This window comes from Roseburia hominis A2-183 (genome assembly GCF_000225345.1).
Taxonomy (GTDB): Bacteria; Bacillota; Clostridia; order Lachnospirales; family Lachnospiraceae; genus Roseburia; species Roseburia hominis.
In genome coordinates this window covers 1909894-1927215 of the sequence record NC_015977.1, presented here as the reverse complement: position 1 = coordinate 1927215, position 17322 = coordinate 1909894, and the positions used below count along the sequence as shown (strand labels likewise).

Below are 17322 nucleotides of genomic sequence, written 5' to 3'. Positions count from 1 at the left end.
GCAGATGATGGATTTTAAGACCGAGATGGCGGAGCGCACAGCGCAGATTGAACAGATCATAAAAAAATACCTGCCAAAAGAAGAAGGCTATCAGAAGACCATCATGGAGGCGATGAATTACAGCGTGCTGGCGGGAGGAAAGCGTCTTCGCCCGATGCTGATGCAGGAGACATACCGCCTGTTTGGAGGAAGATCCGAGGTGATCGAACCGTTCATGGCGGCGATCGAGATGATTCACACCTACTCGCTGGTGCATGATGATCTTCCGGCGATGGACAATGACGAATACCGCCGGGGGAAGAAGACCACGCACGCCGTGTACGGGGAGGCGATGGGAATCCTCGCGGGAGATGCGCTTCTAAATTATGCATACGAGACGGCGGCGCGGGCATTCGCCATGGAACCGGGCAATCCCGGGGTATGTCAGGCATTTCAGATTCTGACCGCAAAGGCGGGAATCTATGGAATGGTCGGCGGTCAGACGGTGGACGTCGAGTCGGAGGGAAAGCCGGGCATGACCAAGGAAAAGCTCGATTTTATCTACCGTCTGAAGACGAGTGCTCTGATCGAGGGGGCAATGCTCACAGGAGCGGTGTTGGCGGGAGCCACGCAGGGCGAACAGAAGATTATCGAGCAGACAGCCGGTGAGGTCGGACTTGCATTTCAGATCCAGGATGACATTCTCGATGTCACGAGCACCATGGAGGTATTGGGAAAGCCCATCGGCAGCGATGAGAAGAACCACAAGATTACGTACGTGACCTATGAGGGCATTGAGAAGGCGAAGGCGGATGTTGCGTCGCTATCTGAGCAGGCGATTGCGCGGATGGATTCCCTTGTGGTTAAGAACGAATATCTGACGGAACTGCTCAGATATCTGATCCTCCGGGAGAAGTAAACTACGATAAAAAGCAGAGGTGCTCTGTATGATCTTGGAACGTATACAAAAAGAAAATGATATCAAGGAACTCTCCGATGAGGAACTGAAAATTCTTGCATCGGAGATTCGTCAATTTTTAATCGAGAAAATCTCGGATACCGGGGGACATCTTGCGTCTAATCTGGGCGTGATCGAGCTGACCATGGCGCTGCATCTGTTTTTGGATCTGCCGAAGGATAAGCTGATCTGGGATGTCGGGCATCAGTCTTATACCCACAAGCTTCTGACCGGAAGAAAAGAGGGATTTGACCAGCTGCGCAAGTACGGGGGAATGAGCGGATTCCCGAAGCGCAAGGAAAGCGAATGTGACTGCTTTGACACGGGACACAGTTCCACGTCCATTTCGGCGGGACTGGGGTACGCGCATGCGAGAGAGATTACCGGGGAGAATTACAAGGTGGTGTCGGTGATCGGAGACGGTGCGCTGACCGGAGGTATGGCGTTTGAGGCGCTTAATAATGCGGCACAGCTTAACTCCAACTTTATCATTGTCCTAAACGACAATAATATGTCCATCTCGGAGAATGTCGGCGGATTGTCCACCTACCTGGCGGGGTTCCGCACGGCGGATGCCTACCGGGATTTAAAGCTCGGGGTCATGAATTCCCTCAACAAGATTCCGGTCTACGGCGATAAGATGGTGGAGCGTATCCGGCGCACGAAGAGCGGAATTAAGCAGCTGTTCATTCCGGGGATGCTGTTTGAGGAACTGGGGATTATTTATCTCGGACCGGTGGACGGAGGCGATATCAAGGGTATTTTAAAGCTGCTGCAGGAAGCGTCGCGTGTGGATGGACCGGTGCTGGTGCATGTCATCACGCACAAGGGAACAGGCTATGCACCTGCCGAGCGGCATCCGGCGCGGTTCCACGGGACAGAGCCGTTTGATATTGAGACAGGACTTCCCAAGCATCCGCGGGTAAAAGCAAACTATACCGATGTTTTTTCCACGGTGATGCGCAAGCTTGGTGACCGTGATGAGCGCGTGGTGGCAATCACGGCGGCGATGACCGACGGAACGGGATTAAAACGTTTCCACAATATGTTTCCGGAGCGCTTTTTTGATGTGGGCATTGCGGAGCAGCATGCGGTGACGTTCGCGGCGGGGCTCGCGGCGGGAGGCTTAAAGCCGATCTTTGCCGTGTATTCATCTTTTTTACAGCGCGCCTACGACCAGATCCTCCACGACGTCTGTATTCAGAACCTGCCGGTGGTATTTGCGATCGACCGTGCAGGACTTGTGGGCAGCGACGGGGAGACCCACCAGGGAATTTTTGACATCTCCTATCTCTCAACGATACCGAATATGACCATTATGGCGCCGAAGAATAAATGGGAACTGTCGGATATGATTAAATATGCAGTTGATTTTTCCGCGCCGATTGCGATAAGATATCCGAGAGGAGAGGCGTATGACGGATTAAGAGAGTACCGGGCGCCGATCGCCTGCGGCAAGAGTGAGTGGATCTACCGGTCGGGGAAGATCGCGCTGTTTGCACTTGGTGCGATGGTGAAGACGGCGGAGGCGGTGCATGAGCGGCTGAAGGCGCTCGGCTATGAGAGCAGCTTAATCAATGCGCGGTTTGCAAAGCCGCTGGATGAGGATGCGCTCCTGTCCGCAGCAAGGCATCACGACCTTATCGTTACGATGGAGGAGAATGTGATCAGCGGCGGCATGGGCGAACAGGTCATGCGTTTTTATGAGGAGCACAATCTCTCTGTGAGAGTGCTTGCCATCGCGATTCCGGATGAGTACGTGGAACATGGCAATGTGGAGATTCTGCGCAGGGAAGTCGGAATCGATGCGGAGACGATCACGGAGCGCACCATAGAGGCATATGAAGAACTGCACGCACAGGAAAGCGGTGCGGAAAGGAATGACTTTTGAAAGAACGATTAGATGTTTTGCTTGTAAACAGAGGACTGGCTCCGTCGAGGGAGAAGGCAAAGACCATGATTATGGAAGGCAATGTCTTTGTGGAGAACCAGCGGGAAGATAAGGCGGGGGCTACATTTGACACGGAGGCCGAGATCACCGTAAAGGGGAATACGCTCAAATACGTGAGCCGCGGCGGATTAAAGCTTGAAAAAGCCATGACGCATTTCGGAATCACGCTGGAGGGTAAGGTCTGCATGGATATTGGAGCTTCCACCGGTGGATTTACCGACTGCATGCTGCAAAACGGAGCCGTCAAGGTGTATTCCGTGGACGTCGGCTATGGTCAGTTCGCATGGAAGCTGCGCCAGGATCCGCGCGTGGTCTGCATGGAGAAGACCAATATCCGCTATGTGACCCCGGCGGATATCGATGACGTGCTGGATTTTGCGTCGGTGGATGTGTCGTTTATTTCCCTTACCAAGGTTTTAATCCCGGCACGGGAGCTCTTAAGAGACGGCGGCGAGATGGTCTGTCTCATCAAGCCCCAGTTTGAAGCCGGACGGGAAAAAGTCGGGAAAAAGGGTGTTGTGCGTGACAAGGCTGTTCATGAGGAAGTGGTAGAGCGGATCATTGAATTCGCGTCACAGAACGGATTTTTTGTAAAGAATCTGGAATATTCGCCCATCAAGGGACCGGAAGGAAACATCGAGTATCTGGTGTACATCCGGAAGGATGAGACGGGCGGCGTGGATGCGGCAGTCGACATTAAGGCGGTCGTGGATGCAGCGCACGGCGAGTTAGACAAGTAACCGGACGTCTGTGAATGACCGGGTGTCTGCCGGATGTGGGGAAGCTTATGAGACATTTTTTGATCATCACAAATACATATAAGGACGAGAACGGCAGACTCACCGGAGAACTTGCGGCGTATATCCGCAAAAAGGGCGGAGAATGTGACTGCTTTTACAGTGACGGGGAGAGCAAAAGCGAGGCGGCGCCTGCTTTGGATAAGATGGATCCAGCGACGGACTGCGTCATGGTGTTAGGCGGCGACGGAACGCTGATCCGCGCGGCATCCAGGCTAGTGGACAGCAGGATTCCGTTGATCGGCGTGAACCTTGGTACGGTCGGTTATCTGTGTGAACTCGAGGAGAGCAACGTGTTTGACGCGGTTGACCGTCTGATGGCGGATGACTGTATGGTGGAGAAGCGCATGATGCTCACCGGCGCAGGCATCCTTGGCGGAGTGCGGGAAGAATACGGGGTTGCCCTGAATGATATCGTGATTCACCGCACGGGGGAGTTGTCGGTAGTCAGCCTGATCGTCTATGTGAACGGGGAGTATCTGCATACGTTTCGGGCGGACGGAATCATTGTGTCGACGCCGACCGGTTCTACCGGCTACAATATGTCGGCAGGCGGACCGATCGTGGATCCGAAGGCACAGATGATTTTAATTACGCCGATCAATGCGCATAATCTCAATTCACGCAGTATTGTGATCGGTGCGGAGGACGAAGTGGTTGTTGAGATCGGCAGAAGGCGCTCACAGAAGGATGAGACGCTGGAGGTCAGCTTTGACGGGGATACCGCCGCAAGACTTGTGGTGGGAGATAAGTTCAGTATCCGGAAGGCTTCGGACACGACAAGGATCTTAAAGCTGAGCAACAAGAGCTTTCTCGAGATCCTAAGCAAAAAGATGCAGGTATACACATAAGCGGGAAACGGAGGGCAGAATGAAAACCAAACGACAGGCGAAAATGCTGGAACTGATCAAGAGAAATGACATTGAAACACAGGAAGAACTGTCGGATTATCTGGAGCGTGAGGGCTATCAGGTAACACAGGCGACGGTTTCCAGGGACATCCGGGAACTAAAGCTCACCAAGGTTGCAATGAGCAACGGCAGGCAGAAATACGTTGCGCTGCAGGAGACGGACGAAAATCTGTCGCAGAAATATGTACGCGTGTTCCACGACGGATTTGTATCCATGGATATGGCGCAGAATATTCTGGTCATTAAGACTGTCTCGGGTATGGCGATGGCGGTGGCGGCTGCGTTAGATGCCATGCATATGCACGAGATCGTGGGCTGCATTGCGGGGGATGACACCATCATGTGCGCGATCCGCAGTGTGGATGATACCGTTGCGGTGATGAATCGCTTGAAAAAGCTTGTGGAAGACTAGACGGGATTCTTTTGGGGAGAGTAGAAGGAGATTCTATGTTACAAAGTCTGCATGTGAAAAATCTGGCGCTGATTGACGAGGCGGAGGTGGATTTTACCCGGGGACTCAATATCCTCTCGGGAGAGACCGGTGCGGGTAAGTCCATCATCATCGGTTCGATCAATCTGGCGCTGGGTGAAAAAGTGCAAAAGGAAATGTTGAGAGAAGATCCGCAGACCGGGGAGTTTGCTCCGGCGCTGGTAGAACTGGTATTTACGGTGGAGAACGGGCAGGAACGGCAAAAGCTGGAGGCGCTCGAGGTCTATCCGGAAGATGACCAGGTGATCCTAAGCCGCAGAATCGTAGGCGGAAGGGGAACGGCGCGCGTCAACGGTCAGAGTATGCCGGCATCCGCGGTGCGCGAGATCGCGGCGATTTTAATTGACATTCACGGTCAGCATGAGCATCAGTCGCTTCTCTCAAAGCGCAGACATTTGGAGATTCTGGATGCCTATGTGGGAGAGACGCTGACAGAGAAAAAGAAGGCGCTCGCAGAGACTTACCGCAGCTACAAAAAGCTGGTGGAGGAAGAGAAAAATGCCGGCATAGACGGCGCAGAGCGCGAGCGGGAGATTTCGTTCCTGGAGTACGAGATCCGTGAGATCGAGGAGGCAGGACTTCGGGAAGGCGAGGACGAGGAACTGGAGAATGAGTACCGCCGGTTTTCCAACGGACAGAAGATTGTGAATGCCGTAAACGGTGCATACAGCAATACCGGCGGCGAATCGGACTGTGCGTCGGAACTGACCGGAAGGGCGGTGCGCGAACTCTCGTCAGTCTCCGGATACGATGAGAAACTTGCCGAACTCGAGCGTGAGCTGCTTGAGATCGACGGGCTGTTAAGCGATTTCAACCGGGAACTTGCCGATTATGTCGAGAATATGGAGTACGATGAGGAGACGTTCTACCAGGTGGAGAAGCGTCTCGATGAGGTAAATCATCTGAAATCCAAATACGGCAGCACGATCCCGGACGTGCTTCTGGCATTAGAAGAGAAGCAGGAACGCCTGATGCAGCTTAAGGACTATGACACGTATCTTGCCGGTCTTAAGGAAGAGATTGCGCGGACCAAAAAAGTCTTAGAGAAGCAGAGCAGCGAGGTGTCCGCAATGCGTAAGGAGGCGGCAGAGCGGCTTACCGCGGCGGTCACGCAGGCGCTACTGGATCTGAATTTCCTTGATGTGCGTTTTACGATGAATTTTGAGCGCATGGCAGAGTATACGGCGAACGGATTCGACGATGCGGAATTTTTGATTTCCACGAACCCGGGCGAGCCGTTAAAACCGCTCGGAAAAGTAGCGTCGGGAGGAGAACTTTCGCGTATCATGCTTGCCATCAAGACGGTGTTAGCGGATGAGGATGCGGTGGAGACGCTGATTTTCGATGAGATTGACAGCGGAATCAGCGGACGGACGGCGCAGATGGTTTCCGAGAAGATGAATGTGCTGGGACGGTCACATCAGATTATCTGTATCACACATCTTCCACAGATTGCGGCGATGGCGGATTCCCATTACCTGATCCAGAAATCCGTACAGAATCAGACGACAGTCTCCACGATCCGCAGACTGTCGGAGGAGGAGAGCATACAGGAGCTTTCCCGTATGCTTGGAGGCGTGGAGATCACGGAGACGGTAAAAGAGAGTGCGAGAGAGATGCGCGCGCTTGCAAAAAGCAAAAAAATCGGGGTTTGAAAAGTAAAAATATTCACATAATAAAAGAAGATACCACAGGTATGAGATACCATGGTATCTTCTTTTTTTGTTGTGTGGCGGCCTTTGGGTTACAGAAAATGGTATGGGGGCAGATATGAGACATAAATTTTATTTTTTGATACAGCAGATCACGTGGGTTGTTTTTTTGTTTTTGACGCTGTTTGCCGTAAAGACGTTTGAGCGGGCACTGCCGGATGAGATCTACGTTCCGTTCGGGGAAAAGGCGGATTACCGGTTTGGCGTTCCGGTGAGCGTGACGTTAAAGGACGACAGCGAGGAAGTGTTCTACCGCTTAAACGGGCAGGAGGATGCCATGGCGGAGGCCCCTTTTTATACCGTTACCTGCAAGCTGTTCGGCATTTTCCCGGTAAAAGACGTGAAGGTGATGATGGTCGACAGACAGGAGGTGACTGCGGGCGGCGAGGCGATCGGTATCTATGTGAAGACGGACGGAATCCTGGTGCTCGGCACTGCAAAGATTGCGGATGCGTGGGGCAATGAGTGCAGCCCGGCGCAGAATCTGGTGCAGAGCGGGGATTATATTGTGAGCGTGAACGGGGAGACGGTGTGCGGGAAAGAGGAGCTGATGGACAAGATTGACAGCTACGGCAGCGGACGTGAGATCATCGGAGTGATGCGGAAGGGGGAGTATGTGGAAGTATCCATGAATCCGGTCAAAGGCGAGACGGGAAAATACCGCCTTGGAATCTGGGTGCGGGATGATCTTGCCGGGGTCGGAACACTGACCTACTACAGGCAGGACGGCAGCTTTGGCGCACTCGGACATGCGGTGAGCGACGGCGACACCGGCGTGCAGATGAGCCTGTCGGAAGGATATATTTACGAGACGAAAATCGTCAGCATCCAGAAGGGGAAGAACGGCGTCCCGGGCGAACTTGCGGGGATCATTGACTACGGGAAATCGCATTGCATGGGAAGCATTACGGAGAACTCGCCGCTTGGCATCCGCGGCATGTTAAATGATACGGCGGGAGAACTGGAAGGAGAAGTCTACGAGGTGGCTTATAAGCAGGACATTGCGCTTGGAAAAGCCTACATCATCTCGGAGGTGTCCGGGGAGCGCGCGGAGTATGAGATCGAGATAGAGAGTCTTGATTACAGTGGGGATGAGGAAAACAAGGGAATCCTTTTTAAAGTCACGGATGAGCGGCTTTTAGGCCTGACCGGAGGAATCGTACAGGGGATGAGCGGCAGTCCGATTATCCAGAACGGAAAGATGATCGGGGCGGTGACGCATGTGTTTGTGTCGGATGCGTCGATGGGTTACGGAATCTTTATTGAGAAAATGTTGTGATTGCACGACAAAAACTTTTACAACGTCTGGTACTTATGGTATACTACAGTCAGTATTGTTGGCTTTAAGGACGGAAGACGGAATGGAACAGCAGGAACATATACAAAAACTGGCAGATGAATACTACGAAGAGGGCAGAGCCAGATTCTTTGACCACAAGCTGGAGGAAGCGGCGATGCTCGTACAGAATGCGCTTCATCTCTACAAGAAGTGTGATGATATGCTAAAATACGCCACAGCGCTCAATATGCTCGGTGTGATCTACGGTGCCACGGGGAACGAGACGATGGCGGTGGATTATCTGGTTGAGGGACTTGAGTGTGCGATAGATTACCAGCTAAATAACATCACGGCACTCTTTTATAACAATATCGGTTCCAGGTACCAGGAACTGGGAGAACATGAGAAGGCGATCGATTATTTCTTAAAGTCGGCGCGGGAACTGCAGAATCCGACCTGCATAAAGGAGGAGCGCTACCGTTCCTGGACTCTGATTACCTACCTGAATCTGGCGGTCTCCTACTACGAACTGAATCTGTACGAGCTTTCCTACAAATATTTAGAGCAGGCAGAGCGGCAGCTTGACGAGGAAGTGGAGGAGATGTATCATTATACGGTACTGATCTTCAAATGTAGGCTGCTCTGGCAGATGGAAAAGGGAGACTATGTGTATGAGCACATGGAGGATCTTCTGGCGAGCGGTGAAAAAGACAGCAATGCATCGGATTATCTGAGCGATATGAAGGATCTGTGTCAGTTGTTCCGCGACATGAAAGAGTATGAATACTGGAAGCAGACCATATCTGCGGTCGAGACCTATACGATCGATCAGAATACCGTCTTTTTCCGGCTTTTTCTGACAGAATTGTGGATGGACTACTATCAGACTGTGGGGAACGAAGAGCGCTATGTGGAACTGTGTGTGGCACATGCGGATCTGTATAAGCGCCAGAAAGCAATCGATGTGAAGGATCGTGCAACAGCGATCGACATCAAGGTCCAGCTGCGGGAAAAAGAGGCGGAGCGTAAGCGCGTGGAGACCATGTCTGTGACGGATGCGCTGACCGGACTGGGGAACCGCTATTCTCTTGAGCGTGAGGCGGTGCACATCATAAGGGATGCGGGCGGTGAGCGGATCACGGTCGGCGTTTTGGACATCGACTGCTTTAAGCAGCTGAACGATACCTACGGACATATTCAGGGAGACCGCTGCCTGAAGGTGGTGGCGGATATTCTGAAGGAGGCAGTGATGGACTGCGGACATGTCTACCGGTTTGGCGGGGATGAGTTCGTGATGTTGTTTCCGGCAGGGATGGAGAACCGGATCGAGGGGATCGCGGAGGCGATCCTGCAGAAGATTGCGGAGGCGGGAATCGCAAACGAGCACTCGGTTGTGCAGCCGAATCTTACCATCTCCCAGGGGTATGCCTGCTTTGTGCCGGAGGGCACAGAGAGCGGAGCGCGTCTGATTGAGCACGCGGACAAGGCGCTTTACTATGTGAAGAGAAACAGCAGAAACGCATATTATATCATACGCGAATGATGCATATACTTCAGTTGACGACTAGCTTCGACAAATTTTCTTGCGTTGGAATCAGTATCATCAGTAAGCAAAGAGTTTTGTCACAGGAGGGGCTAAAATGGAAAAACTGAATGTTGCAATAGCAGATGATAATGAGAGAATGCTGCGATTATTAGGGGATATTATCGAAAGTGATGACGAACTGAATGTTGTAGGAGTCGCCCGCGACGGCGAGGAAGCATACCATGTGATAAAGGCGAAAGAACCGGATGTCGTGCTGCTCGACATTGTGATGCCGAAGCTTGACGGATTGGGGGTTTTAGACCGCGTGAGTCAGGACACCTCCATAAAAAAACATCCGGCGTTTATTATGATCAGCGCGATCGGTCAGGAGAAAATCACGGAAGATGCGTTTGCGCGCGGCGCAGATTATTACATTATGAAGCCGTTTGACAATGATATCGTGTTAAGCCGCATCAAGAATGTGAGAAGACCTGCGGCGGGACGCGGTGCGGAAGTGCGCAAGGTCAATGCCTATGAGAAGGCGGAGGAGACAAAGGAGCGCAACCTGGAAGCGGATGTCACCGATATTATTCACGAGATCGGAGTTCCGGCGCATATCAAAGGGTATCAGTATCTGCGGGATGCGATTGTCATGTCCGTCAATGACATGGATATGCTCAACTCGATCACGAAAATTCTTTATCCCACGATCGCGAAGAAGTACCAGACAACCTCCAGCCGTGTGGAGCGGGCAATCCGGCATGCGATCGAGGTGGCGTGGAGCAGAGGCAAGATGGATACCATTGATGAGATGTTCGGGTATACCATCCACAACGGAAAAGGAAAACCGACGAATTCGGAGTTTATCGCACTGATTACCGACCGGATACGTCTGGAATATAAGATGCATTAACGATGAGGACATATTTTTCAGGAGGCGCAAAGCCGAAGAAGAGTATGTCCTCATTTTCGGATAACCGGTTCCTTTTGAGCGTCAGATGTGCTATAATTATACGATGATTTTTCGGAGGATGGCAGATGCAGAAAAACAGGTATCAGCTCAGGTGCGCGGCAGGAAAATACTGGCTGTTAGATATGGAGCAGGATGGAGAAACGTATCGGCCGCCGCTCATGTTAAATGAGAGCGGGGCTTATATCTTCAGGCAGTATATGGCAGGAAACACGGCGGATAAAATCGCGGAGGAGCTTGCCACTATGTACGGGGGGATCGCAGACGATATGCGGACAGATGTGATGCAGTTTATCAGACAAATGGAACTACAGGGGATCTTGTAAACGATGAATATATTATTGGTGGGAAGCAAATGCCGCTTCCTTCAGCTTTTGACGGACAAACTGGACAAAGAAGGGCACCGTGTGTTTTTGCTGACGGCAGAAGACAAATCGGTCAGAACGTCCAAAAAGATATTTGAGACGTATCATTTTGCATACGACAATCCGTGCATCAGAGAGGTGCTTGAGGGAGTGCGTCCGGATGTGACAGTCTTTATGGGCGCCTATGATACAGGCTTTCTCTGGGGGAAGGGGAGCAGCACGGCGTCGGCGTACACTTCAGGCCTGTTTCAGCTGCTGATGAATGAGACGGCTGGTAATGTGGGACGCTTTTTGTATCTCTCGTCGGAGGAAGTCTTCGGGGGAGAGTATACACAGGACATTTCGTGCGAGGAAAACTGTGCGGCTTATACGGTACGCGCGCAGGCGATTGCGGCGGGAGAGGAACTCTGCCGCAGTTACTTTAACATGGGCTATGAGACGATCGTGCTGCGGCTGGATCATCTCTACGGGGAACCGCTTACCGGGGCGGAAGCGCGTGATATCTGCGCCCGCATGAGTGTGGAGGGGCTGGAAACCGGTGAGATCCGGGTAAATCCCCACAACCGTGTGGCGCTGTTACACTATTCGGATGCCGTCGAATTTTTGTATGCGGTGATTACGGCAAAAAAGATGACGTACGGCGTCTATCAGATTTCTTCCGGAGAGACGATTTCCGTTCGAAGCGCAGCGGAGTTTGTGGCGGCGGAACTGGAAGGTGTGAAAGTCGTAGAGGACACCGGAAGAGAGCGGATGGAGCCGGTTTTGTCCAACCAGAGATTTGCGGAGGAGTTTGGGATACGCATTGTACATAAGCCGGAGACCGAGATTGGCAGGGAGGCGGCGTACATCCGGCAGCACGCATCTTCTTTTGTGCGGACACAGAGCAGAAAAAAGGGATGGAGCCGGTTCGGAGAGCGGTCGAGAGAGGCCGTAAGAGCGATGATTCCGTTCGCGGAGAATCTGCTTTGTTTCCTTCCGTTTTTCCTGTTAAATAACTGGATGGCGGGGAGCGCGTATTTCCAGAACATTGATTTTTACCTTCTGTATGTGCTGCTGTTCGCCATTACCTACGGGCAGCAGCAGGCGACATTCTCCTCGATTCTTGCGGTGGCGGGGTATCTTGCGGTGCAGATGTATCAGCGGAGCGGTTTTGATGTGGTGCTGGATGTCAACACGTACATATGGATTGCACAGTTGCTGATTCTGGGACTTGTGATCGGCTATATGCGCGACCGGCTGCATGCGGTGGAGGAGGAGGAGCGCCATGAGGTGGATTTCCTCTCCAGACAGGTGGAGGACATCTCGGATGTCAACGGCAGCAACGTGCGCATCAAGGAGATTCTGTCAAATCAGATCGTCAACCAGAACGACAGCTTCGGAAAGCTGTATGAGATCACGTCCAGCCTGGACAAGTACGAGCCGAGCGAAGTGCTGTTCTATGCCGCGGAGGTGCTGGCAAAGCTGATGGACAGTCAGGATGTCGCAATCTATACGGTGGCAAACCACTCCTATGCGCGTCTGTTCTCGGCAACTTCGCCGAAGGCACGCATGCTCGGAAATTCCATTCACTATGTGCAGATGGAAGAACTCTATGAAAAGCTGCGGGAGAAAAAAGTGTTCATCAACAAAACCATGGATGAGCGCTATCCGCTGATGGCGGATGCCATTTATTCGGAGGATGAGATGCAGCTGATTCTGATGGTGTGGGGAATCCCATGGGAGAGAATGACGCTCGGACAGGCGAATATGCTCACTGTGATCGGCTATCTGATCCAGAACGCGGTTGTACGTGCGAACCGTTATCTCTCGGCGTTAGAACAGCAACGCTATATCCACGGCACCAGAATTTTGGAGGCGGATGCGTTTGCTTCTCTGGTGAAGGCTTATCTTAACGCGAGAGAGAAGAAACTGACGGAGTGCGCGCTTGTTGTCTTTGAGGAGGGGGAGATCTCCAGGGAGGAAGCCGCGGGCGTGCTTTCCGGCATGATGCGCCAGAGTGATTACCTTGGAGAACTCTCCGACGGAAAGATGTACGCACTGCTTGCTAACACGAGCGCAGAGGATGCGGGAATGGTTGTGGAGCGTTTTAGGAGCGCAGGTTTCCCGTGCAGGATGAAAGAGGAGATGGAACTATGAGCAGGATCGAAACGTATTTTCTGCTGCTTGTGGTACTGAATCTGTGCGTCACGGCGGCGTATGTCCTGTGGAATGAGCGGCACTGGAGAGAAGAGCCCGGAAAGCGCACCGGCGGAAGAATCCGCGCGGCGGTTATGTTTTTTGCGCCTGTGATCGGTCCTGTTTTCTTTGTGGCGGGAGAGCTTGCGCGGCATCTTTTATTCGGACAGTCGGCGGATCTGGAAGATGTTATTTTCAGCAAGGAGCGTGTCAGAACGCACTTTATGGCGGACGAGGAGCAGGAGCGGAATGTGGTGCCGATCGAGGAGGCACTGGCGATTTCCGACCGGGACAGCCTGCGCACGCTGATCATGAACGTGGTCAGGGGAGACGTCACGGACTCTCTCGGATCGCTGGCGCTGGCACTTGACAGTGAGGATACTGAGACCTCCCACTATGCGGCGTCGGTGCTTCGGGATGTGCTCAATGATTTCAGGCAGCATGCCCAGGAGCTTTACCGGCAGATGCAAAAGGACGGCAGGGAGGCGGGGGATGATGCCTGCCTTCTGATCGAGTACATGTACGTCGTCTTAAAACAGAATGTTTTTCACGAGACCGAACAGCGGACATTCGTGGATATGTTTGAGGAGGCGTGTGAACTTCTTTATGAAAAGGATTACCGAAAGCTCACGGCGCAATACATCGAATGGCTGTGTGAACTGCTGCTCCGCTTAAAGGAATTCGGGCGGATGCGCTACTGGTGCAACCGGAGCCGGGAATTATATCCGGATGCGCTTTCCACGTACACCTGCTATTTGAAAATGTATTTTACGCAGGAGAAGAAAACCGAATTTTTCCGGGAACTGGATCGGCTGAAAGCGTCCAATATCGTCATTGACAGGGAGACGTTAGAGCTGATCCGGACGTTCAGTTAGTCCGGCAGGAAGGAAATGACATGGTATCACGCAGAAATTATCTGACGATTGCAATGATGTTTGTGATTCTGCTTTTTATGTTTCAGTTTACAGGCGTCATGAAAGAACAGTTAAGTGAATATGAGAGCAACGAATATGCAGACGATACCACAACATCCTTTCAACGGTCGGATGCATTTCTGGCGGAACAGACATCTGCCGACGCCTGCGAGGTGATCTATGTGGGCGAAGCAGGGGGAGCGGAGGAATCCGTGGTAAAGACATGGTGCAGCTACCGCAAGCGGACGTTTTTTTGCAGCAGCTCCCTCGCACTGCTTGACAGCCTGCAGGATGATGCACTGCAGGTGCTGGTGGTGGACGGCAGCAAGGTGACGTCGGAAGAAGAGGTGGCGGTTCTTCGCAGAGAGGCACAAATGGGTGTGACTGTGATTTTTGCAACCCTGCCGCAGAGCTCTGTGATAAGGGAGTACCGGGATTTAAGAGAGCTTCTCGGAATCCGCGCGGTGATTGCGGATGAGATACCGCTTGCGGGCATGCATCTGTTTTCCGGCTTTCTGCTCGGCGGGGAAGAGATCTATGAGGTCACGGAACTCGGGGAGGAGGAGCGTCAGGACATGAACCCTTCTGTTCCCTGGTATACGACCGGCGCGGGAACCAAGACCTATATGGTCGGCACGCTGTCCGATGAGACGATCGAACAGACGGTGGATAACGAAATACGGGCACAGTATGCGGGAATGGAGGAAGAGGCGGCAAAAAACAGCCTTCTGCCTGCCATTCTCTGGAGAAACAGCGTGGATACGGCAAAGATTTTCTGTGTGAACGGGGATTATCTTGCAGACATAAGCGCTGTTGGAATACTGGACGCCATGATGGGGGAGACATACGATTACGATATCTACCCGGTAATCAACGCACAGAATCTTGTGATTGCAGATCTGCCGACGTTCGTCTCCGAGAACGAGGAGGAGATGCAGAAGCGCTACAGTCAGTCCGCACAGGCAGTGTATCAGGAAATTGTGTGGCCGTCGCTGACCTCCATTGCCTCCCGGACGGGGGCAAAGATGACCTGCATGATGACGCCGCAGTTTACGTATACGGATGAGGAAGAGCCGGATGGAGAGAACGTCACCTACTATCTGAAACGTCTGAAGGAGGAGCACGCGGAGGCGGGACTGTCCGCAGACAGCATGGAAGGGATCCCGCTCTCAGAAAAAATAAAGCAGGATCAGACGTTCTGGCAGACCTATGCGCCGTCCTACCGGTTTTTATCCCTCTACGCGGACGGAGTAAAGAGCATCGGGGAGAAGAGTGCCCTTCCAGCGGAAATCCGGACGGTTGCGCTCGGATCCGGCGCCAGCGGGCAGGCGGTGGGGTATCTCAATGAGAACGTCACACTGCAGCCGTCGACGAGTTCCGGAATCCGGCATACGTTTCTGGATGATTTTAAAGTGAAATGCATGGAGACGGCGCTCGGCTATTCCAACATCACACTCGACTTCTATAGCGTGACTTATCCGGAAGGGGACGAGGATTCCTGGGAGAAAATGTCCAAGAAGATCGCAGCAAACCTGGGCACCTACTGGAAAGCGTATGAAGCGTTTGACGCAACCACCCTGACAGAGAGTGATGTGCGCATCCGCAGATTTCTGGCACTTGACTATAAGCAGCAGCGCGCGGGCAATGTGATTACGCTTTCCTTAGAGCACCGGGAGGATGCGGCATGGTTTCTGCTGCGCCTGCACGGAGAGAAAGTCACAGAAGTTGCGGGCGGAATCTTTGAAGAGATAGAAGACGGCGTCTACCTGATTCTTGCAGAGGAAGATGAGGTCTCCGTGGAAGTGCAGACCGGGGAAACATGGCAGTATCAGGACGGCGGAAAGCGTGGTGACGGCACATGAGAATATGTATTGTGGCAGAGGGATGCTATCCCTATGTTGTCGGGGGTGTATCGAGCTGGATACACAGTATGATAAAAATATTTCCGGAGTACCAGTTTGTCGTGCTGGCGATTGTGGCGAACCGTTCGCTGCGCGGAAAGTTTGTCTACGATCTCCCGGAGAATGTGGTGGAAGTGCACGAACTGTATCTGGAGGATGCAGACTGGCGGCCAAAAGAACTTAAAAGAGCAGCCAGACTGAAGTTAAATGAGCGGGAGTACGCCGCACTGCGGAGCCTGTTGATGAACCAGAATGTAGACTGGGATACCCTGTTCTCCTTTTTCGGGGAGAAGGAATTCTCTTTGAATGAACTTCTCATGGGGGAGGATTTTTTCCGGGCGGTGCAGGAATGTTATACGGTGCGGTATGCGGGGGCGGTGTTTTCTGATTTCCTCTGGACGATGCGCTCCATGTATCTTCCGCTGTTTCTGACACTTGGCATGCGGCTGCCGAGGGCGGATGTGTATCACTGTGTGGCGACGGGATATGCGGGCGTGCTGGGCAGCATGGCAAAGCGCAGGTTTGGCTGCAGGCTTCTGATCTCGGAGCATGGAATCTACACCAGGGAGCGCGAGGAAGAACTGATCCGTGCGGACTGGGTGTCCGGCATCTATAAAAATATCTGGATTGAGCAGTTCAAGAAAATGTCGAAGCTTGCCTATGACAGGGCGGATCTGGTGACAAGCCTTTACGCGCACGCGAGAGAGCTTCAGATCGAACTGGGATGTCCTGCGGATAAGACGAGCATTACCCCGAATGGGATTGATCCGGCGCGGTTTACCGGCTTGAAGCGTCCGGAAGCGATGGAGCCGGATATGGTGCACATCGGTGCGGTACTCCGCGTGACGCCGATCAAGGATGTCAAGACCATGATCCGGGCGTTTGCGTATGCAAAGCGCGATGTGCCTAACTTAAAATTATGGATCATGGGGCCGACGGAAGAAGACGAGGAATACGCGAGAGAATGTTTTGATCTGGTGGAGCTGATGGAACTGCCGGATGTGGTGTTTACCGGAAGGGTGAATGTGACGGAATATCTCGGCGGACTGGATTTTACCATTCTGACCAGTATCAGCGAGGGGCAGCCGTTAACGGTTCTGGAGGGCTATGCGGCGAAGCTTCCTGCGATAGCAACCGATGTCGGAAACTGCCGCGGACTGTTGTACGGCGAGGACGATGATTTTGGCGAGGCGGGAATTCTGACGCACATCATGAACGTGAAGGAGATCGCGGATGCCATGGTGAATCTTGCCAGACATCCGGTCCGCAGAAAACAGATGGGAGAAAACGGTTACCGCCGTGTGATGGCAAAGTACAAGATTTCGGATATGCAGCAGACGTACCGGAAGATTTATGAAACGTTTGAGAACATAGACTGGTAGAAGGGAGAGAGAC

General features: G+C 52.7%; 14 protein-coding genes. All 14 read left to right on the top strand.

All coding sequences use genetic code 11. From position 1 onward, the window contains the following. Positions 1-7: 7 nt before the first annotated feature. Positions 8-898, top strand: coding sequence for a polyprenyl synthetase family protein (locus RHOM_RS08635; RefSeq protein ID WP_044024941.1), 891 nt, complete (start codon positions 8-10; stop codon positions 896-898). A 28-nt stretch (positions 899-926) separates the two neighbouring features. After that, the gene (gene dxs / locus RHOM_RS08630; protein WP_014079915.1) at positions 927-2828 is read left to right on the top strand and encodes a 1-deoxy-D-xylulose-5-phosphate synthase; all 1902 of its coding nucleotides are present in this window, start codon (positions 927-929) and stop codon (positions 2826-2828) included. Then, the gene (locus tag RHOM_RS08625; RefSeq protein WP_044024656.1) at positions 2825-3628 is read left to right on the top strand and encodes a TlyA family RNA methyltransferase; all 804 of its coding nucleotides are present in this window, start codon (positions 2825-2827) and stop codon (positions 3626-3628) included. The genes dxs and RHOM_RS08625 overlap by 4 nt, the downstream gene beginning before the upstream one ends. A 47-nt stretch (positions 3629-3675) precedes the next feature. Then, positions 3676-4536: an NAD(+)/NADH kinase gene (locus tag RHOM_RS08620; protein ID WP_044024940.1), complete on the top strand. Its 861-nt coding sequence runs from the start codon at positions 3676-3678 to the stop codon at positions 4534-4536. Positions 4537-4555: 19 nt separating this feature from the next. Beyond that, positions 4556-5008, top strand: coding sequence for an arginine repressor (gene argR, locus RHOM_RS08615; protein WP_014079912.1), 453 nt, complete (start codon positions 4556-4558; stop codon positions 5006-5008). 35 nt (positions 5009-5043) lie between these two features. Further along, positions 5044-6741: a DNA repair protein RecN gene (recN, locus tag RHOM_RS08610; RefSeq protein ID WP_014079911.1), complete on the top strand. Its 1698-nt coding sequence runs from the start codon at positions 5044-5046 to the stop codon at positions 6739-6741. Positions 6742-6856: 115 nt separating this feature from the next. After that, entirely contained in the window at positions 6857-8077 is a 1221-nt protein-coding gene (gene spoIVB / locus RHOM_RS08605) for a SpoIVB peptidase (protein WP_044024939.1), read from the top strand. A gap of 82 nt (positions 8078-8159) precedes the next feature. Beyond that, complete coding sequence (locus RHOM_RS08600) at positions 8160-9620, top strand: GGDEF domain-containing protein (RefSeq protein ID WP_014079909.1); 1461 nt, start codon at positions 8160-8162, stop codon at positions 9618-9620. A gap of 97 nt (positions 9621-9717) precedes the next feature. After that, a complete protein-coding gene (gene spo0A / locus RHOM_RS08595) occupies positions 9718-10515 on the top strand; it encodes a sporulation transcription factor Spo0A (protein WP_014079908.1) in 798 nt (265 codons plus the stop codon). Positions 10516-10640: 125 nt separating this feature from the next. Continuing rightward, entirely contained in the window at positions 10641-10898 is a 258-nt protein-coding gene (locus RHOM_RS08590; protein ID WP_014079907.1) for a PqqD family protein, read from the top strand. A 3-nt stretch (positions 10899-10901) separates the two neighbouring features. Beyond that, complete coding sequence (locus tag RHOM_RS08585) at positions 10902-13073, top strand: NAD-dependent epimerase/dehydratase family protein (RefSeq protein WP_014079906.1); 2172 nt, start codon at positions 10902-10904, stop codon at positions 13071-13073. Continuing rightward, on the top strand, positions 13070-13987 hold the full coding sequence (locus RHOM_RS08580) for a hypothetical protein (protein WP_014079905.1): 918 nt from the start codon (positions 13070-13072) through the stop codon (positions 13985-13987). Before RHOM_RS08585 ends, RHOM_RS08580 begins: the two co-directional genes overlap by 4 nt. A 20-nt stretch (positions 13988-14007) precedes the next feature. Next, on the top strand, positions 14008-15888 hold the full coding sequence (locus tag RHOM_RS08575) for a DUF2194 domain-containing protein (RefSeq protein WP_014079904.1): 1881 nt from the start codon (positions 14008-14010) through the stop codon (positions 15886-15888). Next, positions 15885-17309 (top strand): GT4 family glycosyltransferase PelF, encoded by a 1425-nt coding sequence (gene pelF / locus RHOM_RS08570; RefSeq protein WP_014079903.1) that lies wholly within the window; start codon positions 15885-15887, stop codon positions 17307-17309. The genes RHOM_RS08575 and pelF overlap by 4 nt, the downstream gene beginning before the upstream one ends. Positions 17310-17322: the final 13 nt, after the last annotated feature.